Below are 23,215 nucleotides of genomic sequence, written 5' to 3' on the forward strand. Positions count from 1 at the left end.
GGGACTATTCCCGTGAAGCGTCACGAGAACGGGGGCCGGCTGCCCAGAATGCAAGCAACGCCAGCGCCAACGCCGCCAGCCCCAGAGCACCCCAGCCCCAACGAAGCGTGCTCTCGGAGTATCCCTCTTGCGGAGCACCGGTCGTGCCCGATCCCTCGAGCCCGAGAAACCCCGGATCGACCCCGAGCGTCGCCAGGGTCACCGGCTCCGACATGTCGCTGCCTCCGCCGGCTCTGATCGCCTCGAACACCACCACGAGATTACTCACCTCGGTCTCTGTGGTCCCGCCCCATTCACCCGCACCGAGTGGCGCCAATCCAACGATTGCCTCCCCGCCTCCGATATCGACCAGGTGAGCAACGACGGCGTCTGCCTCGCCCGCAACCTCAACGGTCAGCGTCACTTCCATCCTGCCGCCGGAGACCGGCGCCGCCGAGGCGGTCGCGTCCCCAAAGGCACCGCCGAGGACCGCGGCAGAGAGAAGAATCGCAGAGAGCAGACGCAGCATGCCGCGAGGATAGGGCTGCTGCATGCCGGTAGCCTTGCTTCCATGCGACGCATCGATACCACACTCATTCGTGTGATCACCGGGGATCTCACCCGCCAGGACGTCGACGCTATCGTCAACGCCGCCAATGAGCATCTCGCTCACGGAGGCGGGGTCGCCGCGGCGATCGCCAAAGCAGGAGGAAGCTCCGTGCAGCGTGAGTCGACTGCGTGGGTCCGCGAGCACGGCCCGGTCGCACCAGGACACGCTGCGGTCACGACCGCGGGAGCCATGCCGGCGCGCCACGTGATCCATGTGGTCGGGCCCCGCTACCGAACGGGTCAGGACAACGAAGGCATGCTGCGCGAAGCGGTGGAGGCGGCGCTCGACGCCGCACTCGCACACGGCGACCGCTCCATCGCGTTCCCGGCGATCTCGGCCGGCATCTTCGGCTATCCCCGTGCCGAGGCGACACGGGTTCTCGCCGATGCGGTCGTGACGTGGGTCTCGGCCCACCCCGGGGCTCTCGACGAGGTTCGCCTCGTCGGCTACGACGACGCCACCGCTGCCGATTTCGCCGTCGCGCTGGAACGGTCCGGTGAGGAGTCCGCCGAGTGATGCAGGTTCTCCGGTACCCGCCATCGCAACCTCAGATTGGCACAAGACCGTAGCGGCGGGGACGCGTGAGCCGGCACCCAACTCGAACCCTTGACCCGTTCTCGTGACGGTTCGCTGGGACTATTCCCGTCAAGCGTCACGAGAACGAGAGTCGGCAACACCTGTCTGCCACGAGCATGAGCCGAGCGAATCATTGCCGGGCCGCTCTTGACCATCTCCCCCATCAGGCCCTGGCGCTCCTCAACGCCACCTCAACGCCACCTGGTGGCCGCTGCAGTAGTGTGTCCACGCACATGAGCGGAGAGGGACCATGGCAGACCGACGCGTCGCGCTGATCACCGCATCGGGAAGAGGGATGGGAGCGGCGATTGCACGCGAGCTCGCGGAAGCCGGGTACCGGCCGGCACTCATGTCGAACGGCGGAGGCGCCGTTACGCTCGCCGAAGAACTCGGTGGCATCGGGCTCACCGGATCCGTGACCGACGAGGCGGACCTCTCCGAACTCGTCGATGCGGCAATGACCGGGTACGGTCGCATCGACGCGGTCGTCAACAACACCGGTCACCCGCCCACCGGAGGGATCCTCCAACTCACCGACACGGACTGGCATGCCGGTCTCGATCTCGTCCTCCTCAACGTCGTCCGTATGGCTCGGCTCGTCACTCCGATCATGCTCGAGCAGGGTGCCGGCAGCTTCGTGAACATCTCCACATTCTCCGCCTTCGAGCCAAGCCCGGCGTTTCCCATCTCCAGCAGCCTTCGCGCCGCACTCGCCGGATTCACGAAGTTGTACGCAGACGAGTACGCGGGACGAGGCATCCGGATGAACAACGTTCTCCCCGGGTTCATCGACAGCTACCCGCAAACGGCGGAGAACGTCGCTCGGATCCCGGCCGGCCGGTACGGTACCGTCGCGGAGGTCGCCAAGACGGTCCGTTTCCTCCTCTCCGACGACGCCGGATACATCACCGGGCAGAACATCCGCGTCGACGGCGGCATCACAAGATCGGTCTGAGCAGTGGCGTACGACATCGTCATCGTCGGTGGCAGCGCAATGGGTGCCGCCACGGCCTACTACCTGCTGAGTCGCGAACCGTCGATGTCGGTCGCGGTCATCGAGAAGGATCCGACGTATCGATACGCGTCGACCGTGCTCTCGGACGGCAACATTCGTATCCAGTTCAACCTCGAGGAGAACATTCGGATCTCGCAATACGGAATGGAGGTCTTCGAGACGTTCGCCGATGACATGGAGGTCGATGGCGTCCGGCCCGAGATCTCCATGCGCAAGCAGGGGAACCTGTTCCTCGTCGATGCGGAGACCAGGAGCGCAGCAGAACAAGGCATCGGACTCCAGCAGGATCTCGGATGCGCGGTCGAGTGGCTGACCGCGGATCAGATCGCCGATGCATACCCGCCGTTCGTCGGTCCACAGATCATCGGTGGGACGCTCGGACGCCTCGATGGCAGCGTCGATCCGAACGCCGTATTGCAGGGATATCGCAAGAAATCGATCTCGTTGGGCGCCGACTTCATGACCGGAGAAGTCACCAGTCTGAACGGTGACGGCAACAGAATCCAGGGAGTCACGCTGGCATCCGGAGATGCGATTGCGGCCGGTGTCGTGGTCAATGCCACTGGAGCGTGGGCTCGCGATCTCCTCTCGACCATCGGAATCGACCTGCCGGTCATTCCGGTGATGCGACACGTTCATGTGGTCGAGAGTCCGATTCTCTCGACAGGACTGCCGAGCGCCTTCCTGCCATCGGGGCTCTACCTCATCCCCGAGCACGGCGGCACATGGCTCATGGCCTGGTCACAGCCGGATGACCCGGTCGGGTTCGACTTCTCCGTGCATCAACACCGCTTCTACGACATCATCTGGCCGCATCTCGTCGAGCAGCTTCCCGCTTTCGACCGGCTGCACGTCGTTGGTGGGTGGGCAGGCCTCTACGCGGTCAACACCCTCGATGGAAACGCGATCCTCGGCGAGTGGCCCGAGATGCGAGGTCTGTATCTCGCCAACGGCTTCTCGGGACACGGATTCCAGCAGTGTCCCGCCGTCGGCCGCTACCTTTCCGAACTCATCCTCGGCCAGGAGCCGAGCCTCGATCTCTCGCGACTTGGACCACAACGAATCCTCGAAGCCAGCCCACTGTTCGAGCACGCCGGCCGCATCATCTGAACACGTGAGCGGAGGCAACAAGCCGTCTCACGCGGCAACGTTCATCGGTAGCCTCCGGCAAGAGGAGGTCCAGGCAGGTGCCCTGGAGAAACCATGACCACGTTACGCAATGCTGCAGACGATTTCCTGGCACAACGAAGGATCGCCGTTGCGGGCGTCTCGAGAACACCCGAAGGGGGCCACAGCGGCAACGGCATCTACCGGCGGCTCCGGGACCGCGGGTATGAGGTCTTCGCAGTCAACCCGAATGCCGATCAGGTCGAGGGAGATCCTTGTTACCACAGCCTCGCGTCGATCCCGGGTGGAGTGGACGCCGTCGTTGTCGCCACGACCCCACAGGCAGCCGAGGATGTCGTGCGAGACTGCGCCGAGCTGGGCATCACGCGAGTGTGGCTCCACCGATCGCTCGGCAAGGGCAGCGTCTCGGAAGCTGCAGTCGAGTACGGCCGACGGCACGGCGTCCCGGTGATTGCCGGCGGATGCCCCCTGATGTTCCCGCCTGCGGCAGACCCGGCACACCGGATCATGCGCTCCGTCCTGAGCCTCACCGGTGCGGTACCCCGGAAGGTCCAGGACATCGAGCAGTAGCCGCCACGTCCGCTTTACGGTCTCGCATCACTGGTCACGTCGCGATGCGAAGTACCCGATACCAGGTGCCGGGCGCCAACATCACTCCGCAGACGCCTGGTGGCCTACGCCAACCACACTTCGCCGCCGAGTCTGATCTCCACCGGGGACTCGAGGTGTTCCATCGCGGTGATGAACCCCCGGGTTCCTGATCCGAGGAACGCGAGCTCCTCCTGCAGCTCCCCGGCGGGTGCATCCGGCCGACCGATCAGGAAGCGGGTGAACGGAATGCACGGCTCTGCAACCCGCAGCCCGGACAGCTCGACGCCGCCGCCGGCGATGTCGAACACCAACCCGGCGGCGAGCTCATCGAGCGTCCAGATACGGTCGGTCTCTATGACGATGTTCTCCCCGGCGATGCCCAACGGTTGATCGCCGAACCGATCGGAGATCTTGCGATAGTGCGAGGTGAAGCCGATCGATACCGTGGAACGGGGGGCCCATCGGGTGCGCTGTGGATGCGACGCATGGTGCGCGTCGATCACCCACCCGCCGTCATGTGCGGCAAGCGTCCCTTCGCGAGTGAGCAGCAGCCGCTCCGAAGTAACCAGCGGCGACAGCTCATACACGCCGCTCCCTTTCAGGCGCCGGCGCTGCACCTGCAGCAGGGCAATGGACCCGACCCGTTCACGCAAGTGCCACACCTCGCTCTTCGTGGACGGCCTTGAGGACGTCCGGTCGGTCGGTCATCAGCCCATCCACTCCCAGATCGAGGAGGCGATGCATTTCGTCTGCCTCGTTGACCGTCCACACGTGCACGTGCTTGTTCGCCCTGTGGGCTGCACCGACGAACTTGTCGTCGACGATGGTGAGGCTTCCATACCGGACAGGGACCTGTAACGCCGCTGCGGGCGATCTCAGGCCGACACCGGCTCTCGACGCAACCCAGAATGCACGTGTCTCCCAGACGGCGCTCGACGTGAGCACCCGCCCTCCTGATGCCTTCCGTACGGAGCGCACCCAGCGGTCGTCGAAGCCGCCGACGATCACACGGTCCCACAGGTCGAGACGCTCCAGCAACGCAACGAGGGGTCCTTCGAGACCACCCTGCTTCAACTCGAGGGTGAGTCGGATATCCGGGAACGTCGTAACGATCTCCTCGAGCGCGGGGATGGTGATGCCCTGTCCCCGGTACGGCCATTCCCGATCGGCTCCGAATCGAAACGCGGCGTCGAGCGACTCGAGCTCTTCGAACGTGTAGTCCCAGACATCGCCGGTGCCGTCCGTTGTGCGATCGAGGTAGTCGTCGTGCAAGAGAACCACGACGCCGTCCTTGGTCAGGTGAAGGTCCGTCTCGAAGTACCGATAGCCGAGGTCGTAGGACTGTTGGAACGCAAATACGGTGTTCTCGGGCCACAGCAGACGCCCACCCCGATGGGAGAAAGCCGTCGGACGCACGGAGAAGAAGGGATGGGTCATCGCAAAAGAGTCTAGAAACGTCGTCGGTCGTCGGTCGGCAGCCGGCCATCAGTTGCGGACCACGCGTGGTCACGCGTCTTGCTGAGAACTGATGACCGATGAGTGAAAACCGAGCACCGGCCGGCGGTCGCTGGAAACTCGATACCCTTCTCCCGTGTTTGCCGTGTTCGCCATTCTCTCTGCCGTCACGTACGGCGCCGCCGATTTCCTCGGCGGCATGGCCTCGAAGCGCCACCAGGCCATGGGAGTGGTGGTGGTCTCACAGATGGTCGGGGCCGTGCTCCTCCTCGCGTTGCTCCCGGTCCTCGGACCGGCCGAGTACCGGCTCTCCGATTTCGGATGGGGGGCCGCAGCCGGGCTCATCGGCGGTACCGGGTTGATCTTCTTCTATCGGGGACTCTCCACAGGGCGGATGTCCGTCGCCGCCCCCTTGTCGGCTGTCACCACCGCCCTTGTTCCACTCACCTTCGGGCTCTTCATCGGAGATCGTCCCTCCACCGCGGCGACCATCGGGATCGTGGCCGCCCTCTCATCCATCGCACTCATCACCAGGGAGCGAACCCCCGACGAAGGCGAAACGCGCAACACCGGTGCCCTCGACGGATTCCTGGCGGGCATCGGCTTCGGAGCGTTCTTCATCCTGATCAGCAGGACAGACCCCACATCCGGAATCTGGCCGCTCATCGGTGCCCGCGCCGCCTCCATACCGTTCGTCGCGATCCTTGCCGCGAGCCTTGGAAGAAGGATCAGACCCACCCGGATGCTGGATAAGACGGTTGCGGGAGCCGGCGTGCTCGACATCGCTGCAAACGCCCTTTTCCTGTTGGCCGTCCGGGCCGGCTTGATCTCGCTGGCCTCGGTCGTGACGGCCCTCTACCCGGCTTCGACCATCGTTCTGGCGAGAGTGGTGCTGAAAGAACGACTCACGATGCCACGTCTCGCAGGGGTCGCACTCGCTTTGGCGGGGATCGCCCTCATCGCGACAGGTTGAGCGTGTCGACGACGAAATCGCCGTCCTTGAGAACCGCACCAACGAGGTCTGTGCCGGGCCGATAGACGAGGTGAACGGCTCGCGGAGCGTCCAGGACGATCATGTCCGCGACCGCGCCCTCGCCGATCCATCCCTTGCCCGTCTCCTCGATGGCCAACGCACCACCACGAGTTGCCGACCACAGTGCCTCCTCCGGCGTCAACCCCATTTCGAGGACGGCCAGCACCACCACGAGCGGCATACTCTCCACATAGGCGGTGCCCGGGTTGCAGTCCGTGGCGATGGCCACCGGAACGCCGGAATCCCAGAGCATCCTGCCGGGTGGCCGGGGAGTCCGCATCGCCAGAGCGACCGCGGGCAGGAGCACCGCAACGGTTCCTGCCCGACGCAAAGCCTCGACATCGCCGGGAGAGACATGGTCGAGATGGTCGGCACTGACTGCGCCCAGCTCGGCTGCCAGCGCCGCTCCGCCCGTGTGTGCGAGTTGCTCGACGTGCATGCGCGGCTGCAAACCGAAACGCCTGCCTGCCTCCAGAATCCGACGGGCCTCCTCGAGGGTGAACGCGGCGCTGTCACAGAACACGTCGCAGTAACGGGCGAACGGAGCGCAGGCCGGCAGCATCTCGTCTTCGATGAGCCGCACATACGCCTCCCGATCCTCCCGATACTCGGCAGGGACGACATGCGCACCGAGGAACGTCGGCACGACATCGATGGCATGAGTGTGCGCGAGCTTCGTGATGACCTCGAGCATCTTTCTCTCCGTGGGCGTATCGAGCCCGTACCCCGACTTGATCTCGGCCGTCGTCGTGCCCATCGCCAGCATCCGGTCGAGTCTTCGAGTTGCGGATGCGACGAGCTCTTCCATGTCGGCGACTCTGGTTGCTTCCACGGTCGAGCAGATGCCTCCGCCGGCCTCGAGGATTGCCTCGTAACTCTCTCCACGGAGCCGCCGGCCAAATTCGTCGGCCCGATCGCCGGCGAAGACACAATGGGTGTGCGCATCCACGAAGCCGGGGATCACCGCCCTTCCTCCAACGTCGATCCGATGCAGGGCGTCGACTTCGGACGGGAGGGCATCATCTGGTCCCGCCCAGGTGACAACGCCGTCGCTCACGACCACCGCCGCGTCGGGGACGACACGGCCGGCGGCGGGCGGGCCAAGGTCATTGGTGGTCAGCTCTCCAATGTTGCGAAGCACGAAATCCATGCCCTCATCCTTGCACGAGCTTTCAGGCGGGCTTAACACCCCTTTATCCGACGCTCACGCAGACTATCGAAGCCACTCCAAGGAGGAGACATGAAAGGAAAGCTTGCTGCCATCATTCTCGCCGCTGCGATCGGCATCCCGACCGTCGGCGCCGTCGCGGCGTTCACCGGGGACTCTCCGTCCACAGATGCCGTCACCGACACCACCCGGCCTCCCCAACAGTCGGACGGTACGGCGCTCGCCGTCCAGGATGCCGTCGCCCGGGACGCCGATCTGCAGCGAGCTTGCGGCGAGGACGGCCCCGCACTGGCAGCGAAAGAAGCCGCAGGCACGATCAGTCCGCTCGAACAAGCAGCCCTGGACGCACTGCGGCCGATCTGCGCGGACACGGAAAACCCCCTCCCCGTCGCTTCGGTGGCCGGTCGACCGACCCAGATCGTCACCGTCGTCGAAACGGTGAGTGCGACGCCGGCGCCTGCGCATGAGACCGAACGCGAAGACGACCACGAAGACGAGCGCGAAGACGACTGATGCGCGATCGTGCAATGATCATCGTGGCCACCATCTTCGCCGTGTTCGGATTCCTGACGGTGCGAAGCTACTCGGGTGTCCCATCTCCGGCGGTTGCCGTCGCATCTTCCGGGATGGTCGCCGAGGCCGCCGAGCCGGAGACCCCCAACGGCCTCAGCCCTGCCCTGTACCGCACCTTGCAGGCAGAGAACTCGGCATGGGTACTGCCCACCGACCGGGCCGAGCAACAGCTCCCCGCCTCGATCGTGCGGGTGCTGGAATCCCACAACGCGGTGCTGCGCGTCGCCGACGGGACGGCGAAGTGATCCGTAAACGTTTCTTTCCGTTGCGGGGCGTCAAGATCGTCGCCTGGACGTTTGCCGGGGTCGCCTGGGTAACCGCGATCCTCGCCAGTAGGGCAGCTGCGATACCACCGCCGTCTGCCGGCACACAGCCGATCGCCGTCGAGCAGAGTGCCCCCTCCTCACAGATCGCGGCGGTGCCGTCGCTTCCACAGAGTGGTCTCGTGATTGTCAAGGTAGGCCGTGCCAAGATCACTCCTCCGCCGACACAGATCATCCGCCGTGTCGTACAGGTGCCGACTCGTCAAACGTCCAAGGGATCGTGATGCAGTCGGTCTCGTTCGATGCGATGGGAACCAAGGTGACGGTCGTTCTGCCGTCGGATGCAAGCGTGACGGAAACGCGAAGGCTCTTCGATCAGGTCGAACAGGTCTGCAGCCGCTTCCTGAAGCACAGCGAGCTCGGCCGGCTGAATGACTCCTCGACGTCGACCGTGGAGGTGTCGCCCCTCCTGGCGGACATCTTCACCGTCGCCCAGGATCTTCGCAGCCGGACCGATCGTCTCGTCGACCCGGCCGTCGGCGGCCTCGTATCCGCATGGGGCTACGACAGAACGTTTCCGAAGGTCGTCGATCTCGCAGATCCGCCGAGCGATGTCGAACCGAACTTCTGGTGGCATATCGACGGCTCCACGCTGTGGAAGGCACCGGGTGTTCGTTTCGACCTCGGTGGCATCGCCAAGGGCTGGACGGCAGATGTGGCGGTTGAACGCGGACTCGCGACCATCGTGAATGCGGGCGGGGACCTTCGCTCGAACCACCCCGAGGCGGACGTCGACATCGAGGACCCCTGGGGCACGATCGTCGCGAGGGTTCCGTTGGGATGTAGAGGGCTCGCCACGAGTTCGGTCACCCGCCGCAGATGGAAGGTCGCCGGTCGCCCTGCCCATCATCTGATCGACCCGCGCACCGGCGCTCCTGCCCATACGCCCATGCTCGGCGCGACCGTCGTCTGTGACAGCGCGACCTTGGCGGAGGCCGGAGCCAAGGCTGTCCTGCTCTACGGAGAACACGGTCTTGCCTGGGCCGACGATCAAGACTGGATCGACGGTGCGCTCGCCATCTGGAACGACGGTTCCGTGTATGCGACAGGAAGCCTGGAAGTGATGGCGGCATGAATCTCGCCTGGATCACCGTGCGAGGATCGGGTCTCGTCGCATTCGCGCTGCTCGCAGCGGCCACACTTTGGGGTCTGGTGATCTCCTCGAGGATGTTGACGCGTGCCGTCTCAACCAGGAGCACCACGTATGTACACGAAGCGTTGTCGATCGCCGGCCTGCTTGCCACCGTCATCCACGTGGTCGCGCTGCTGACGGACGACTATGTCGATTTCAGTCTTCGAGACGTGCTCGTACCGGGCGCGTCGACCTGGGAGCCGGTGGCGGTCGCTCTGGGAATCGTCGCCCTGTACGGCATGGTGCTGACCAGTTTCACCTTCTACGTCCGCCGGCGGATCGGGCAGAAGGTCTGGAAGGGCATCCACTACCTGACCTACGGGGTGTTCTCCGCCGCACTGATCCACAGCATCGAGGCGGGAACGGACAGTCACGGCATCTTCGCCGTCGCGTTGTACGGGGGCACGACCCTGGTCATCGCCATATTCACGATCCTGCGGGTGCTCAACTACGAAACACAACCGCGTACCCATTGAACCCAGGGCTCAGGGGGGTCGTGGCGACCCCCCTGAGCCCTGGGTTCAATGAATGGGGGGTCTACTCCTCGAGCATCGGGATACGAACCCCCCGCTCCCTGGCAACTTCGATCGCCCGCTCGTAGCCCGCGTCCGCGTGGCGCATCACCCCGGTTCCCGGGTCGTTGGTGAGCATCAGCTCCAGCCGGCGGGCCGCATCGTCCGTGCCGTCCGCGACGACCTGGGCACCGGCGTGGATCGCCTTGCCGATCCCGACGCCGCCACCATGGTGCACCGCGACCCAGGCCGCCCCCGAACAGGTGTTCAGCAGGGCGTTGAGGATCGGCCAATCGGCGATCGCATCGGAACCGTCGAGCATCGCCTCGGTTTCCCGATACGGGGAGGCCACGGAGCCGGAGTCCAGATGGTCACGACCGATCACGATCGGGGCCTTCACCTTCCCCGACCGCACCAACTCGTTGAACGCCAGACCCGCTTTCGCCCGCTCGCCGTAGCCAAGCCAGCAGATTCGGGCGGGAAGCCCCTGGAAATGCACCTTCTCCTTGGCGAGCCGGAGCCAGCGTTGGAGCCCCTGATTCTCCGGGAACAGATCTGCGATCACCTTGTCGGTCTCGGCGATGTCGGCAGGGTCACCGGAAAGGGCAACCCAACGGAACGGGCCCATACCCTCGCACATGAGCGGCCGCAGGTAGGCGGGCATGAAACCCGGATACGAAAACGCCTGCTCGAACCCGCCGTTCTTGGCCTCGCCACGCAGGTTGTTGCCGTAATCGAACACCTCGGCACCCGTATCGATGAAGCCGACCATCGCCGCGCAATGCCGGGCCATGGAGGCGCGGGCCAGGGCGATGTAGCGCTCCGGATCGCTCTTGCGAAGCTCTGCAGCGGCCCCGACGTCGTAGCCGCTCGGCACGTACCCGTTGAGCGGATCGTGGGCAGATGTCTGGTCGGTGACGATGTCTATGCCGATTCCGCGGTCGAGGAGCTCTGGAAACATGTCGGCCGCGTTCCCCTGCACACCGATCGACAGCGCCTCACCGCGTGACTTCGCCTGCAGCGCCGTTCGGACCGCCTCGTCCAGACTCGGGGCGACCACATCGAGGTAGCCGGTATCGATACGCCGCTGGATATGGGCAGGGTCCACCTCGACGACGAGGGCGACTCCCCCGTTCATCGTGAGCGCCAACGGCTGGGCTCCACCCATCCCACCGAGACCTGCGGTCAACGTCAGCGTTCCCTTCAGTGTCCCGCCGAAGCGCTGCTCGCCGATGGCGAGGAAGGTCTGATAGGTGCCTTGCAGGATGCCCTGTGTCCCGATGTAGATCCAGGATCCTGCCGTCATCTGTCCGTACATGATCAGACCCTTGGCCTCGAGATCCCAGAACTGCTCCCACGTGGCCCAGTCGGGCACGAGGAGACTGTTGGCGATGAGTACCCGGGGAGCCATCTCGTGGGTTCGGAACACGCCGACCGGCTTGCCGGACTGGATCAGCAGCGTCTCGTCGTTCTCGAGGTCATGGAGACTCTTCACGATCGCATCGAAGGCCTCCCAGCTCCGTGCCGCCTTGCCTCGTCCCCCGTAGACGATGAGTTCGTCGGGATTCTCGGCGACCTCGGGATCGAGGTTGTTCATCAGACAGCGGAGTGCGGCTTCCTGCAACCAGCCCTTCGTGTTGAGCGTGGTGCCCCGAGGGGCATGGATTTCTCTGCTCATGATGTCCTCCTCCACAAAGCGTACCGCCAACCGTCCATCGTCCGCCCGGCAGTGGTAGCTTCCAGGGCATGCCAGACATCTCCGTGATCCAGACCGCTGCAGATCAGTACACGGTGCAGGTCGGCGATGAGAAGAGCTCGACCGTGCACAGTGTGCGAGTGAAGGAGGCGGACGTTCAGCGGCTCGCCCCCGACGCCGATGCCGTCCGCCTGATCGAAGAGTCGTTCCGGTTCCTGTTGGAACGAGAACCCAAGGAGTCGATCCTCCGTACGTTCGACTTGCCTGTGATCGCCCGGTACTTCCCCGAGTACGAAGCGCAGATTCGCTCTCGCCTCAGCTGAGTCCCGCCGCGGCGAGCAGCGAACCGGCATCGATCAGACGCGCCACGGCTTCGATCTCGACGCCCGGCGGCCGGTCACCGGTCACCGGCGGCACGACCTCGCGAACGACCCGCATCGCGGCGGCGGTGTGCACGGACGGTGTCGACGGCGCCCGAAGTTCGACGCCTCGAACGGCACAGAGGATCTCGACCGCCAGCACCCGCTCGACGTTGTCCAGAACCTGCCACAGCTTGCGGGCGGCACCCCAGCCCATCGAGACATGGTCCTCCTGAGAACCCGAGGTTGGTATCGACTCCACGGAAGCCGGATGGGCAAGCACCCTGTTCTCGGCGACGAGAGCCGCCGCCGTGTACTGCGTGAGCATGTAGCCCGAGTCGACTCCGGGATTGACGGCCAGGAATGCAGGAAGCCCCGAGGAACGCTCGGGGTCCAGAAGCCGATCGGTGCGTCGTTCGGAGATCGACGACAGCTCCGTCACGGCGATCGCCATCAGGTCGAGTGCGATTGCGAGAGGTTGACCATGGAAGTTTCCTCCCGACACGATGTCACCGGTCGAAGGAAAGACGATGGGGTTGTCGACGACGGCACCCAACTCGCGGGTGAACACGTCCCTCGCATAACCCAGGGCGTCGCGAACGGCACCGTGCACCTGTGGAGCGCAGCGAAGGCTGTAGGCGTCCTGCACGGCATGGGTGAAGTCGTCCCGATGACTGGCAACGATCGCGGAGCCTTCGAGAAGCCGCCCGATGAGTCCCGCCGACTTGATCTGCCCCGGATGGGGGCGAAGCGCGTGAATCTCCGGCCTGAACGGACGTGCGCTTCCAAGCAGCGCCTCGACAGACAGGGCGCACGCCAGATCGGCGGTGGCCGCCAGCCGTTCCGCTCGGACGAGTTCCAGGACCCCCTGCGCCAGCATCCCTTCGGTCCCATTGAGCAGGCTCAACCCCTCCTTGGCCTGAAGGCGAATCGGCTCGATGCCGTACTCGACGAGCACCTCCGCGGAGGGTCGGACGGCCCCTGCCGCCTTCACGAAGCCCTCCCCGATGAGTGGAAGAGCCAGGTGCGCGAACGGGGCAAGGTCGCCTGAGGCGCCGACGGATCCTTGCGCGGGGACCACCGGGAGTAGATCCTTGTTCAAGAACTCGAGGTAGCGCTCCGGGAGGACCGCCCGCACACCGGAGTGGCCCTGCGAGAGTGTGCGGGCGCGCAAGAGGAGCATCGCCCGAACGATCTCGTCGTCGAGGGGCGCGCCGACACCGGCCGCATGGCTGCGCAGGAGATGCACCTGGAGGGCTTCGGCTTCCTCCCTCCCGATTCGGGTGTTGGCAAGCGCACCGAACCCGGTGGTGACGCCATAGACGGTTCGCTCTTCGGCGATCACCTCTTCGATGAGCCTTCGCGCCGGCGCCATCCGTGCAGGTACCGAGGCTGCGAGTTCAACCGGTTCACGGCGTTCCGCCACCGCCACAACCTGCTCGGGGCTCAACGGCCCGCCGTCGATCAGCATCTCGTCTCCTCTTCCCGGTGCAACCAGCGTACTTGCATCGCGCGAGCCTCCACATCATCACAACCGTTGGATATCGGCCGTAATGCAAAGACATACATATATGCACCGCGGCTCTGTCGACATCGTATACCCGCCGGTTCGTTCGCCGATGTGACCGGCGTCTCGCGCTCCACATGGACGAGAGCTTGCGGCACGCCTCGGTCGATCCCCCCACCGACCTCCGGCAGATTCGCACCGACGAGACCCGTCGCGTCTACGAGCAGGCGAGTTCCGGCTTGTCACGCCGGAAGTGGAAATCCGCAAGACGAGTACCCTGCAAGGAAGCGACTACGGAAAGGTGCCACGATGGCGGAACGGGATCTGATTGCCGAGGCTCGAGACCGACGCCAACCGCTGCACGACGCCGCCGACGCCCTCGAACTGGCCGCGGCGGGACCTGTCGGCGCCGGCTCGATCTGGCAAGACCGCATCCGAAAAGAACTCACGAACGTCACAGCCGCTCTCGCCGACCACATCGAGAAGACGGAGGGACCGGACGGCCTCTACCGGGAACTCATCACCCTGGCGCCTCGTATCTCCAACGACATCCGCCTGCTCACCGCAGACCACGCCGTCATCAAAGGAATGATCGACGAGATAGAAATCGCCTTCGATGCCGAGGATGTTGAAACGAGTTTGGTCCGTGAGCACATCACCCAGCTCCTCGGACGCATCACCCGGCACCGCCAGAAGGGCGCCGACCTGGTGTACGAGGCATACCAGGTGGACATCGGCGGGCAATCCTGACCCTTCGTCCAGCGGTCACCTGTGCACGAAACTGAGCACATGGTGTTGGCTCGACGGAACATCTCACTGAACCCTGGGCTCGTAGGGGTCGTGACGACCCCTACGAGCCCAGGGTTCAGGCGTACTACCCCTTTGATCTCGGGCGGCCGACCGGCACGGCACTATCCTTGCTGCGCATGCCAACCATCGCCGTCATCGGTTCTTCGCGCACGCAACCGGACCATCCGGACTACCAGGATGCGCAGCGACTGGGCCGACTTCTGGCAGACGCGGGATTCACCGTCGCCAGCGGAGGCTACGGCGGGCTGATGGAAGCCGTTTCGAAGGGAGCCCGATCGGTGGGCGGCCCGGTCGTCGGCGTGACCGCACCCGGCGTATTCCCCGACAGGGCCAGAGTCAACGAGTACGTGACCGACGAGCAGCCTGCAGAAACGCTCACCGAGCGAATCCACCGGCTGGTGTATGGCTCCGACGCGGTCGTCGCCCTGCCCGGAAGCATCGGCACCCTCACCGAGCTGATGTCGGCCTGGAATCTGGCGTATGTCGCCCCGTTCAGCGGAAGGATGCCCAAGCCCGTCGTCGCCGTCGGGGCCCTCTGGGCCGAGGTCGTCTCATGGCTGGCCGAACGCCTGGAGACCGACGGCACGCTTGTCACCCTCGTCGACAACGTCGACGAGGCCTTTCGCGAGATCGTCGAACGTGTGAAATCTATCACCGCGCCGGAACGGCCCGGTATGCTGAACGGCGGAGCGGATACATCGGGAGCATTGCCCTGAAAGCAATGAACCAACAAGCCAAGCCAATTCGAGGAAAACACCGGGCCCGTACGCAGGCGAACGGCTGTCGGGACGGTCACCACCGGTTCGGCAAACCTGCATCGGTCGGTGGCGGCCTCCTCCGCAGAGTCTGTGATCTCTGTGGAGAGGTGAGTCTCGATCTGCGTCCCGCCGAGGAGCCCCGAAAAGCCTCCCTCTTCGTCAGCGTCGTCGATACGCGCCAGGCCGTGCACCTCAAGGCCAGGTTGTCACGCCAGCCCCGCCGTCAGCGAGTGTGACCGTACCCTTCGACCCTGGCGTCCTCCGCAATGATCCAGAACATCGTGCGCTGATCCTGGACCTGTTCACCGGAGCTCTCGACGAGGTCGATCCCTATCGGGCGGTCGCACGCCGGCTGCGGCTCGTCGACGGCACCGTGACGATCGACGGCGTCGCCATGACGAACACCGACCGCATCATCGTGCTGGCCTTCGGCAAGGCCGCTCCATCCATGGCTCGTGCCGTCGCCGACATACTTCCCCTCGACACCGGTCTGGTGATTTCGAATCATCCGGAACCCCTCCCCCCGCCCTTGGAACTCGTGCCGGCCGGTCATCCGCTCCCCGACGACCGCAGTGTCGCCGGAGCGCGCCGCCTGCTCCGGCTCGGCTCGGAAGCGACGGCGGGCGACCTCGTACTCTGTCTGATCTCAGGTGGTGGTTCCGCCTTGGCGGAAATCCCAGCGCCCGACCTGACGCTCTCAGACCTCCAAGAGACCGTCAGGCTGTTGCTGACATCAGGAGCACCGATCGAAGAGATCAACACGGTGCGCACCCACCTATCGGCCTTCAAGGGCGGCCGCCTCGCCCAGGCGGTGGCGCCGGCGCGCCTTGTCACCCTCGTCCTCTCCGATATCGTGGACAGCCCGATTCCGTTCATCGCCTCGGGCCCGACCGTCGCCGATCCAACCACCTACGCCGACGCTCTCGACATCCTCGAACGCTACGAACTCACACACCTGGTTCCCCCACGAGTCCTCCGCCACCTCAGGCTCGGTGCCGATGGTGTCATCGCCGAGACACCCAAGACGGACCTTCCTGATCACCGGGTCGTGATCGTCGCCGACGGCGCCACGGCGGCCGAGGGGGCCCGACGGGTCGCGAAACGTATCGGGTTGTCGGCCACGATCGCCACGACGACACTCACCGGCGAAGCCCGGGAAGCGGCCGTCGCCTGCATCGGCGGTGCCGGCACCGGTATCACGATCTTCGCCGGCGAGACCACCGTGACCGTACGCGGCGGGGGCCTGGGCGGGAGGAATCAGGAAGCGGCGCTGGCGGCAGCCACGGTGATCGAGACGAACCCGGACATCGTGTTCGCGACGCTCGCCACCGACGGTGTCGACGGACCGACGGATGCGGCCGGTGCAATCGTCGACGGCTCGACCCTTTCGCGTGGTCGAGCCCTCGGCCTCGATGCGGCGGCGGCGCTCGAGAGCAACGATGCGTATCCGTACCTGCAGGCGACCGCCGATCTGCTCATGACCGGACCGACGGGCACGAACGTCGGGGACGTGTGGGTGGTCTGGCGATGGTGAACTCGCCGATGAGACGACGTGAAATCCTCGACCTGCTCTACGGGTCTGGAGCACCGGAGACCGCGTTACGCCTCGAACGACTCCTCGAAGAGCATCGCTCCGAACGCGAGGCCGGCAAGCTCTGGAGCGAACAGGACGCGTGGGTCATCACCTATCCGGATCAGTTTCGACGGCCGGAAGAACCGACGCTGCAGACGCTCCACAGCTTCTTCGACGGCCATCTCTCCCCCTGGATGAACGGCATACATGTGCTGCCGTTCTATCCCTGGTCCTCCGATGACGGGTTCGCGGTCATCGATCCGACCGCGGTCGATCCTGCCTACGGAACGTGGAGCGATATCGAGACGCTCGCCGAGCGGCACCGCCTCGTTCTCGATGCGGTCGTCAACCACCTGTCGGCCGAAAGCATCTGGTTCCGGCGGTATCTCTCCGGTGATCCTGCCTACGAGGACTACTTCCTGACCGCCGATCCGAACACCGACCTCACGAGTGTCGTGCGCCCACGGACCACCCCGCTGCTGACACGATTCACCTCGGCGACCGGCGAACGGTGGGTCTGGACCACATTCTCGGCCGACCAGGTCGATCTCAACTATCACAATCCGAACGTTCTCCTGGAAATGATTCGTGTACTCCTCGGCTACGCGGCACACGGAGCGTCGGTGATCCGCCTCGACGCGATCGCGCTCGTCTGGAAGGAACTCGGCACATCCTGCATGAGCCTGCCCCAGACGCATGCCTTCGTCGAACTCATCCGCTCATGTCTCGACGCCACCTATCCGGGGACGCTCCTCCTCACCGAGACCAACGTCCCCCATGATGAGAACGTCTCATACTTCGGTTCGGACGCCCGACCGGAGGCACACATCGTCTACCAATTCCCTCTTGCGCCGCTGGTTCTTCACACGTTCGCAACCGGGGACTCGACGGCCCTCACCACGTGGGCGGCATCGCTCGACACACGGACCGGCACGACCTTCCTCAACTTCCTCGCCTCGCACGACGGTGTCGGGGTACGCCCGGTCGAGGGAATCCTCACCCCGAGTCAGATCGGTGCCTTGTGCGACCTCTCGATCGCATCGGGCGGAGCTGTCGGAGAGCGCACGTTGGGTGATGGCACCACATCTCCCTACGAGATCAACGCGACATGGTTCGATCTGCTGGCCGCCGGCCACGACGAACATGCGGCGATCGCCAGGCACCTTGCGAGTCACGCCATCATGTTCGCCCTTCGCGGCATCCCCGCGGTGTATGTGCACAGCCTGTTCGGTACCGGCAACGACACCCGCGCGTACGAACGGACCGGTTTGCGACGAAGCCTCAACCGGCACAGGTTCGACGATGTCGATGCACTCGAACGAAACCTCCAGGACGGTGCAACGAAGGCGCACCGAATCCTGCATGGGATGCGGAGGATGCTCGAACGGCGACGCGACCATCCCGCCTTCCACCCCGATGCCCGACAGCGCATCCTCGATGCGCCCCGCGGCCTCGTGGCGGTCGAACGGTGGACGCCCGATACGGCGGCACGGGTCATCGTCAACGCAACGTCCACACCCGTCGATGTCCGTCACCTCACCCGATCGTGGCGGGAGATCACAAGCGATCGGCCCGCGCCGGTGCTGAGCGGATGGCAGTCGCTCTGGCTCACGCAGTAGAAACCTGAATCCCGTCTGCACGACGCGCCCAGCGTTGGTAGGGTCGAAGACACGACCAGGAGAAGGGGCTTGCGTCAACCGCCCGTGCGCGGTCAAACCCCCTTCGCGTTAGGAGGAGGTAACTATGAAACGATTGAGAAGTGCACTGCTGATATTGGTGGTGTTCTCGATGATTGCCGTTGCATGCGGAACATCCGGAGAGGTCACGCCGGAGACTGTGACGGTTACCGTCCAGGTTCCTGGGGAGACGGTCACGTCGATCGTCACCGAGACCAAGACCGTCGAGGTCGAGACACCGACGATCACGTTCTGGAGCACCGAGACACAGCCGGCTCGCGTCAAGATCACCCAGGGCATCATCGACCGCTTCACGGCAGCGACAGGTATCAACGTCATCCCCGTGTACGTGGATGAGAATGCGCTCCCCGAGACGATGGTGGCGGCAGCGGCGAGCGGGACACTCCCTGACGTCGTGTTCCACCCGATCGACTTCACCGTCGGATGGGCGGAACAAGGGTTGCTCGACATGGACGCGGCGGCCGAGGTCGTCAAGGACCTTGGCGCGGATACGTTCGCTCAAGGAGCGCTCAACATGGCCACGGTCAACGGCACGGTGGCGGCGGTTCCGTCCGACGGCTGGGGCCAGCTGCTGATCTACCGCCAGGACCTGTTCGATGCAAACGGTCTGGACCGTCCGGACACGTTCCAGAAGATCCAACTGGCCGCCAAGACACTCAATGATCCGGGGAACAACTTCTTCGGTATCACGGCATCGACCGATGCCGGAGCGGTGTTCACGCAGCAGACGTTCGAGCACTTCGCGCTGGCGAACAACTGTCAGCTCACCGACGATGCCGGCAACGTCACACTCGACACACCCGAATGCATCGAGGCGATCCGCTTCTACACCAACCTGCTGAAGAACTACAGCCCAGGCGGCACCCAGGACGTGGTGACGACTCGGGCGACGTACTTCGCGGGCCAGGCAGCGATGATCGTGTGGTCGCCATTCATCATGGATGAGATGGCGGGTCTGCGCGACTCGGCGTTCCCGACCTGCCCCGAATGTGTGAACGATCCGGCCTATCTGGCAAAGAACTCGGGATTCGTCCCGGCGTTCGCCGGACCGAACGGCTCACCTGCCCAGTACGGACAGATCTCCTACCTGGGAATCGGCACGGGCTCGAATACCGAGGCCGCGAAGAAGTTCATCGAATTCTGGCTGGGCGACGGCTATCTCGACTGGCTCTCCACCTCGGTGGAAGGCAAGTTCCCGATGCGCCGCGGCACGCCCGACGATCCGACGAAGTTCATCGACGGGTGGAAGGCCCTCAAGACCGGTGTCGATCGGAAGGCACCCTTGAGCGACTTCTACAGCCCAGAGGTCATCAACGAGCTGATCGCAGGTGCCGACAACTTCCAGCGCTGGGGATTCCTCCAGGGACAGGGACAGTTGGTCACCGCGATCTACACGTCACTGCCGGTTCCGAAGGCGATCAGGGACGTTCTCGACGGAACGCTCACGCCCGAGACGGCGGCAGCCGACCTACAAGCCGAAGTCGAGCAGGAACTCGAACTGCTCAAATAGCCCACCAGGAGGGGGACGCGATGGCGTCCCCCTCCTCTTGGAGTTCGCATGGCAGCTCCCACATCAGCACCACCCAGAAAGCGAAAAACCCTCGCAAGGCGCGAGGCGCGTCTCGCCTGGATCTTCGTCCTCCCCGCGGCGGTCATCGTGCTCGGGCTCGTTCTCTTCCCGATCATCTGGAACGTCTCACTGAGTTTTCAGCGGCTGCGGCTGATCGACCTCCAACACATCAACTTCTTTCGCTTCGAGGGGACCCTGAGGAACTTCAAAGCCGTCGTCGGGGTGCGGGACTTCTGGCAGACCATCTGGACGACCCTCGAGTACACGGTGTTCGGCACGGTCCTGTCGATGGTCATGGGCCTGTGGGCGGCGCTCGTCGTCCGCAAGTCGTTCCGGGGCCGCTCGCTGGTACGGGGACTCATGCTGTTCCCGTATGTCACACCGGTGATCGCCGCCGCTTTCGTCTGGCAGCTCATGCTGAACCAGACGTTCGGGATCGCCAACGAGTGGATCGCCGCGGCGGGCGGGCAACGCATCGACTTCCTGGGCACCCGCTTCTACGAGCTCTCCCTGTTCGGAGCCCACCTCAAGGTGCCGCTCGCGCTCACGATGGTGATCCTGTTCGAAGGCTGGCGGTACTTCCCGTTCGCCTTCCTGTTCATCCTTGCCCGCCTCCAGGCGATTCCTTCGGAACTCGACGAGGCGGCGATGGTCGACGGCGCCACCCTCAGCCAGCGATTCTGGTACGTGACCCTCCCTCAGCTCCGAGGGGTCTTCTCGGTGCTGTTTCTTCTCCGTTTCATCTGGACGTTCAACAAGTTCGACGACATCTTCCTGCTCACCGGCGGGGCTGCCGGCACGCAGGTCATCACCGTCAAGATCATCGAATGGCTGCGGGGACGTGGCGACATCGGTGCGGCGGCCGCGCTGGGACTCGTTCTTGCCGCGATCCTCATGGTGCTGTTGTTCGTCTACTTCAAGTGGTTCTACCAGGAGGATGAGGCATGAGCCGCGCCGTCTTCGAAGAACGTCTCTTCGCCGTCCTCAAGTGGCTGAGCATCGTCTTCTTCGTCGTCATCACGCTCTTCCCGCTCATCTACATGTTCGGCCTGTCATTCCGGTCGATCCAGGAGCTGCTTCTCCACCCGGCTCGGCTGTTCCCCCCGTGGGAGCAGATCAAGAGCCTCGTCACCTACAAGGAGGTGCTCGGCTCGGGACTGACGGGAGGCCAAGGATTCGGCGTGTTCGTGAAGAACAGTGCGATCGTCAGCGTGGCCACCGTGATCGTCACCACCACCCTTGCGATCTTCGCCGCCTACGCCGCCGCCCGCATGCGTTTCTCCGGCAAGAAGGCGATCAGCTGGGGGATCCTGCTCGTCTACCTGTTCCCCGCAGTCGTGATCGCCATCCCGCTGTTCGTACTGTTCTCGAAAGTCGGGCTGCGTTCGTCGCTGACGGGCCTGGTCATCGTCTATCTGGCACAGACGATTCCGGTTGCCCTCTACATGCTGAGAAGCCACTTCGAGACGATCCCGGCGTCGCTGGAAGAGGCCGGCCTCATCGACGGCCTCTCACGCTTCGGGGTCATCCGCAAGATCACGCTGCCGCTGTCGGCGCCCGCGATCGCCGCCGTTGCGCTCTACATCTTCATGATCGCCTGGAACGAGTTCCTCTTCGCCCTGCTGTTCCTCATCGAACGGCGTGACCTGTGGACGGTCGCACTGGGTCTCCAGCAGATGAACACCGTGGAGGTTCCCAAGACCCTGCTCATGGCCGGGTCGGTGATCGTCACCCTTCCGGTCATCATCCTGTTCTTCGCTGCCGAACGATTCCTCACCGAGGGCCTCACCGCCGGAGGCGTCAAGGGGTGATCATCGGCATGGTCTCCACCAGGTTCGCCGGTCTCGACGGCGTCACCTTGGAGACGGCCAAGGTCGCCCATGTGCTCGAAGAGGCCGGCCATCAGATCGCATGGTTCGCCGGGAAACTCGGACCGCAGTACCGACCTGGCACCGAGTACCCGCCGGCGTTCTTCGGCACCGACCAGAACCGGGATCTCCAGCGCCGCAGCTTCGGCCGGGACACACGGCCTGCCGGGACCATCGAGCAGATACGAGCCGAGGCAGCCGCCATCAACCGGGCACTGCACACGTTCGTCGGCGACTTCGGCGTGGACGTGCTCATGCCTCAGAACGCCCTTTCGATCCCGATGCACCTGCCTCTCGGCGTCGGCATCACCGACTTCACCCTCGAATCGTCCATCCCCTCCATCTCCCACCATCACGACTTCTTCTGGGAACGCACCAGGTTCTGGCCGAACGCCGTCCAGGACATCCTGTACGGGGCGTTTCCGCCTCCAGCTCCCAGGATGCAGCACATCGTCATCAATTCGTTCGCCCGCGAGGAATTCGCCCGCAGGCGTGCCATCGCCGCGACGCTGCTGCCCAACGTGATGGACTTCGAGCACCCGCCGGGACAGGCCGACCCGACCAGATTCCGTGCCGAAGCCGGCCTCCGAACCGGAGACCTGATCTTGCTCCAGTCGACGAGGCGGATTCCTCGCAAGAACATCGAGCTGACCCTCCAGCTCGCCCACCAGCTGGCGGACCCACACGTCAAGGTGGTCGTGACCCATCCCGAACACGACCAGGAAGGCGACTACTGGGGCTTCCTGTGCGACCGGGCGGAACGCCTACAGGTGGACCTCCGGTTCGTGCCGACGGGCGAACCGGGTCGACCCACGCTCGAAGAGGCGTACGCTGCAGCCGACCTCGTCACGTTCCCAAGTCGTATCGAAGGCTTCGGCAACGCGCTGCTCGAAGCCGTCTACTACCGCCGCCCCGTGTTCGTGAACCGCTATCCCGTGTACGTTCGAGACATCGCACCGACCGGCATCGAGTGCATAGAGGTCGACGGCCGGCTCAGCAGCAGTGCAGTCAAGCAAGTCGCCGCATGGCTCGAAGAACCTGAAGCCTGGGCCGAGATCGTGGAACGCAACTACGAGATCGGTCTTCAGAACTTCTCGTACAAGGTGCTGCGGCGCCGGCTGCTCCCCATGCTCGCCGAGTGACCGCCGTCTCGCCGGCCGTGTCCCGGGCAGCGAAGCGGCCTGCGCGCACACGTGTCGTATCCCGGCAGGGTGAGGGGATGGCACCGGCGTCGGTCACTGCGATCGTGTGCGTGGCACCGGGTGACGTCCGGGTCGTGCCA

25 protein-coding genes and 1 pseudogene are annotated in these 23,215 nt (G+C 64.7%); 19 read left to right on the forward strand and 7 right to left on the reverse strand.

Annotated features, from left to right (window positions below; all coding sequences use genetic code 11):
* Positions 1-4 precede the first annotated feature (4 nt).
* Complete coding sequence (locus tag GXP34_05535) at positions 5-508, reverse strand: hypothetical protein (protein NOY55434.1); 504 nt, start codon at positions 506-508, stop codon at positions 5-7.
* A gap of 42 nt (positions 509-550) precedes the next feature.
* On the opposite strand from GXP34_05535, the gene GXP34_05540 reads away from it, so the two are divergent.
* The 4 genes from GXP34_05540 (at position 551) to GXP34_05555 (ending at position 3,878) form a co-directional block, all read left to right on the forward strand.
* Entirely contained in the window at positions 551-1,105 is a 555-nt protein-coding gene (locus GXP34_05540) for a macro domain-containing protein (GenBank protein ID NOY55435.1), read from the forward strand.
* A 310-nt stretch (positions 1,106-1,415) separates the two neighbouring features.
* Positions 1,416-2,120 carry an SDR family oxidoreductase gene (locus tag GXP34_05545; protein ID NOY55436.1) on the forward strand — a complete coding sequence of 235 codons (705 nt, stop codon included), beginning with the start codon at positions 1,416-1,418 and terminating at the stop codon, positions 2,118-2,120.
* Positions 2,121-2,123: 3 nt separating this feature from the next.
* A complete protein-coding gene (locus tag GXP34_05550; protein NOY55437.1) occupies positions 2,124-3,290 on the forward strand; it encodes an FAD-binding oxidoreductase in 1,167 nt (388 codons plus the stop codon).
* A gap of 93 nt (positions 3,291-3,383) precedes the next feature.
* Positions 3,384-3,878, forward strand: a complete 495-nt coding sequence (locus tag GXP34_05555; GenBank protein ID NOY55438.1) for a CoA-binding protein — start codon at positions 3,384-3,386, stop codon at positions 3,876-3,878.
* A gap of 104 nt (positions 3,879-3,982) precedes the next feature.
* Here GXP34_05555 and GXP34_05560 read toward each other — a convergent pair whose 3' ends face one another.
* Both GXP34_05560 and GXP34_05565 read right to left on the reverse strand, forming a co-directional pair.
* Entirely contained in the window at positions 3,983-4,552 is a 570-nt protein-coding gene (locus tag GXP34_05560; GenBank protein ID NOY55439.1) for a hypothetical protein, read from the reverse strand.
* Positions 4,545-5,336: a glycerophosphodiester phosphodiesterase gene (locus GXP34_05565; GenBank protein ID NOY55440.1), complete on the reverse strand. Its 792-nt coding sequence runs from the start codon at positions 5,334-5,336 to the stop codon at positions 4,545-4,547. Before GXP34_05565 ends, GXP34_05560 begins: the two co-directional genes overlap by 8 nt.
* Before the next feature lie 181 nt (positions 5,337-5,517).
* On the opposite strand from GXP34_05565, the pseudogene GXP34_05570 reads away from it, so the two are divergent.
* Positions 5,518-6,327: pseudogene (locus GXP34_05570) on the forward strand (DMT family transporter).
* Here GXP34_05570 and GXP34_05575 read toward each other — a convergent pair.
* On the reverse strand, positions 6,311-7,537 hold the full coding sequence (locus GXP34_05575) for an imidazolonepropionase (GenBank protein NOY55441.1): 1,227 nt from the start codon (positions 7,535-7,537) through the stop codon (positions 6,311-6,313). The pseudogene GXP34_05570 and the gene GXP34_05575 overlap by 17 nt on opposite strands.
* Positions 7,538-7,627: 90 nt before the next feature.
* Here GXP34_05575 and GXP34_05580 point away from each other — a divergent pair, with 90 nt between their 5' ends.
* Genes GXP34_05580 through GXP34_05600 form a run of 5 tightly spaced genes read left to right on the forward strand, consistent with a single transcriptional unit; the run spans position 7,628 to position 10,059 of the window.
* Entirely contained in the window at positions 7,628-8,068 is a 441-nt protein-coding gene (locus GXP34_05580; GenBank protein NOY55442.1) for a hypothetical protein, read from the forward strand.
* The gene (locus tag GXP34_05585) at positions 8,068-8,373 is read left to right on the forward strand and encodes a hypothetical protein (protein NOY55443.1); all 306 of its coding nucleotides are present in this window, start codon (positions 8,068-8,070) and stop codon (positions 8,371-8,373) included. The genes GXP34_05580 and GXP34_05585 overlap by 1 nt, the downstream gene beginning before the upstream one ends.
* Entirely contained in the window at positions 8,370-8,675 is a 306-nt protein-coding gene (locus GXP34_05590) for a hypothetical protein (protein NOY55444.1), read from the forward strand. The genes GXP34_05585 and GXP34_05590 overlap by 4 nt, the downstream gene beginning before the upstream one ends.
* Positions 8,675-9,526: an FAD:protein FMN transferase gene (locus tag GXP34_05595; GenBank protein NOY55445.1), complete on the forward strand. Its 852-nt coding sequence runs from the start codon at positions 8,675-8,677 to the stop codon at positions 9,524-9,526. The genes GXP34_05590 and GXP34_05595 overlap by 1 nt, the downstream gene beginning before the upstream one ends.
* A complete protein-coding gene (locus GXP34_05600; GenBank protein NOY55446.1) occupies positions 9,523-10,059 on the forward strand; it encodes a hypothetical protein in 537 nt (178 codons plus the stop codon). The genes GXP34_05595 and GXP34_05600 overlap by 4 nt, the downstream gene beginning before the upstream one ends.
* Positions 10,060-10,120: 61 nt before the next feature.
* Here GXP34_05600 and hutU read toward each other — a convergent pair whose 3' ends face one another.
* Positions 10,121-11,773 (reverse strand): urocanate hydratase, encoded by a 1,653-nt coding sequence (hutU, locus tag GXP34_05605; protein NOY55447.1) that lies wholly within the window; start codon positions 11,771-11,773, stop codon positions 10,121-10,123.
* Between the two features lie 68 nt (positions 11,774-11,841).
* Between hutU and GXP34_05610 the strand changes: the two genes are divergently transcribed.
* Positions 11,842-12,114, forward strand: a complete 273-nt coding sequence (locus tag GXP34_05610) for a hypothetical protein (protein NOY55448.1) — start codon at positions 11,842-11,844, stop codon at positions 12,112-12,114.
* On the opposite strand, the gene hutH is transcribed toward GXP34_05610, so the two are convergent.
* Positions 12,107-13,621: a histidine ammonia-lyase gene (hutH, locus tag GXP34_05615; protein ID NOY55449.1), complete on the reverse strand. Its 1,515-nt coding sequence runs from the start codon at positions 13,619-13,621 to the stop codon at positions 12,107-12,109. The two genes, GXP34_05610 and hutH, sit on opposite strands and share 8 nt — an antisense overlap.
* 345 nt (positions 13,622-13,966) lie before the next feature.
* Here hutH and GXP34_05620 point away from each other — a divergent pair, with 345 nt between their 5' ends.
* The 4 genes from GXP34_05620 (at position 13,967) to GXP34_05635 (ending at position 18,417) form a co-directional block, all read left to right on the forward strand.
* Positions 13,967-14,407: a hypothetical protein gene (locus GXP34_05620; GenBank protein NOY55450.1), complete on the forward strand. Its 441-nt coding sequence runs from the start codon at positions 13,967-13,969 to the stop codon at positions 14,405-14,407.
* Positions 14,408-14,583: 176 nt separating this feature from the next.
* Entirely contained in the window at positions 14,584-15,183 is a 600-nt protein-coding gene (locus tag GXP34_05625; GenBank protein NOY55451.1) for an LOG family protein, read from the forward strand.
* 274 nt (positions 15,184-15,457) lie between these two features.
* A complete protein-coding gene (locus GXP34_05630) occupies positions 15,458-16,759 on the forward strand; it encodes a DUF4147 domain-containing protein (GenBank protein ID NOY55452.1) in 1,302 nt (433 codons plus the stop codon).
* Positions 16,760-16,767: 8 nt separating this feature from the next.
* A complete protein-coding gene (locus GXP34_05635; GenBank protein ID NOY55453.1) occupies positions 16,768-18,417 on the forward strand; it encodes a sugar phosphorylase in 1,650 nt (549 codons plus the stop codon).
* Between the two features lie 108 nt (positions 18,418-18,525).
* On the opposite strand, the gene GXP34_05640 is transcribed toward GXP34_05635, so the two are convergent.
* A complete protein-coding gene (locus GXP34_05640) occupies positions 18,526-18,672 on the reverse strand; it encodes a hypothetical protein (protein NOY55454.1) in 147 nt (48 codons plus the stop codon).
* Between the two features lie 4 nt (positions 18,673-18,676).
* Between GXP34_05640 and GXP34_05645 the strand changes: the two genes are divergently transcribed.
* Genes GXP34_05645 through GXP34_05660 form a run of 4 tightly spaced genes read left to right on the forward strand, consistent with a single transcriptional unit; the run spans position 18,677 to position 23,075 of the window.
* On the forward strand, positions 18,677-20,005 hold the full coding sequence (locus GXP34_05645; GenBank protein ID NOY55455.1) for an extracellular solute-binding protein: 1,329 nt from the start codon (positions 18,677-18,679) through the stop codon (positions 20,003-20,005).
* Positions 20,006-20,053: 48 nt separating this feature from the next.
* A complete protein-coding gene (locus GXP34_05650; GenBank protein NOY55456.1) occupies positions 20,054-21,013 on the forward strand; it encodes a sugar ABC transporter permease in 960 nt (319 codons plus the stop codon).
* Positions 21,010-21,876, forward strand: coding sequence for a carbohydrate ABC transporter permease (locus GXP34_05655; protein NOY55457.1), 867 nt, complete (start codon positions 21,010-21,012; stop codon positions 21,874-21,876). Before GXP34_05650 ends, GXP34_05655 begins: the two co-directional genes overlap by 4 nt.
* Complete coding sequence (locus GXP34_05660) at positions 21,873-23,075, forward strand: glycosyltransferase family 4 protein (protein NOY55458.1); 1,203 nt, start codon at positions 21,873-21,875, stop codon at positions 23,073-23,075. The genes GXP34_05655 and GXP34_05660 overlap by 4 nt, the downstream gene beginning before the upstream one ends.
* Positions 23,076-23,215: the final 140 nt, after the last annotated feature.

It is taken from the genome of Actinomycetota bacterium (assembly GCA_013152275.1).
In the GTDB taxonomy this organism is placed as follows: domain Bacteria; phylum Actinomycetota; class Acidimicrobiia; order Spongiisociales; family UBA4744; genus BMS3Bbin01.

Coding starts and splice junctions, on each gene's coding strand:
- GXP34_05535 (NOY55434.1), bottom strand. CDS start 508: ATGCTGCGTCTGCTCTCTGCGATTCTTCTCTCTGCCGCGGTCCTCGGC.
- GXP34_05540 (NOY55435.1), top strand. CDS start 551: ATGCGACGCATCGATACCACACTCATTCGTGTGATCACCGGGGATCTC.
- GXP34_05545 (NOY55436.1), top strand. CDS start 1,416: ATGGCAGACCGACGCGTCGCGCTGATCACCGCATCGGGAAGAGGGATG.
- GXP34_05555 (NOY55438.1), top strand. CDS start 3,384: ATGACCACGTTACGCAATGCTGCAGACGATTTCCTGGCACAACGAAGG.
- GXP34_05565 (NOY55440.1), bottom strand. CDS start 5,336: ATGACCCATCCCTTCTTCTCCGTGCGTCCGACGGCTTTCTCCCATCGG.
- GXP34_05575 (NOY55441.1), bottom strand. CDS start 7,537: ATGGATTTCGTGCTTCGCAACATTGGAGAGCTGACCACCAATGACCTT.
- GXP34_05580 (NOY55442.1), top strand. CDS start 7,628: ATGAAAGGAAAGCTTGCTGCCATCATTCTCGCCGCTGCGATCGGCATC.
- GXP34_05585 (NOY55443.1), top strand. CDS start 8,068: ATGCGCGATCGTGCAATGATCATCGTGGCCACCATCTTCGCCGTGTTC.
- GXP34_05595 (NOY55445.1), top strand. CDS start 8,675: ATGCAGTCGGTCTCGTTCGATGCGATGGGAACCAAGGTGACGGTCGTT.
- GXP34_05600 (NOY55446.1), top strand. CDS start 9,523: ATGAATCTCGCCTGGATCACCGTGCGAGGATCGGGTCTCGTCGCATTC.
- hutU (NOY55447.1), bottom strand. CDS start 11,773: ATGAGCAGAGAAATCCATGCCCCTCGGGGCACCACGCTCAACACGAAG.
- GXP34_05610 (NOY55448.1), top strand. CDS start 11,842: ATGCCAGACATCTCCGTGATCCAGACCGCTGCAGATCAGTACACGGTG.
- hutH (NOY55449.1), bottom strand. CDS start 13,621: ATGCTGATCGACGGCGGGCCGTTGAGCCCCGAGCAGGTTGTGGCGGTG.
- GXP34_05620 (NOY55450.1), top strand. CDS start 13,967: ATGGCGGAACGGGATCTGATTGCCGAGGCTCGAGACCGACGCCAACCG.
- GXP34_05625 (NOY55451.1), top strand. CDS start 14,584: ATGCCAACCATCGCCGTCATCGGTTCTTCGCGCACGCAACCGGACCAT.
- GXP34_05635 (NOY55453.1), top strand. CDS start 16,768: ATGAGACGACGTGAAATCCTCGACCTGCTCTACGGGTCTGGAGCACCG.
- GXP34_05650 (NOY55456.1), top strand. CDS start 20,054: ATGGCAGCTCCCACATCAGCACCACCCAGAAAGCGAAAAACCCTCGCA.
- GXP34_05655 (NOY55457.1), top strand. CDS start 21,010: ATGAGCCGCGCCGTCTTCGAAGAACGTCTCTTCGCCGTCCTCAAGTGG.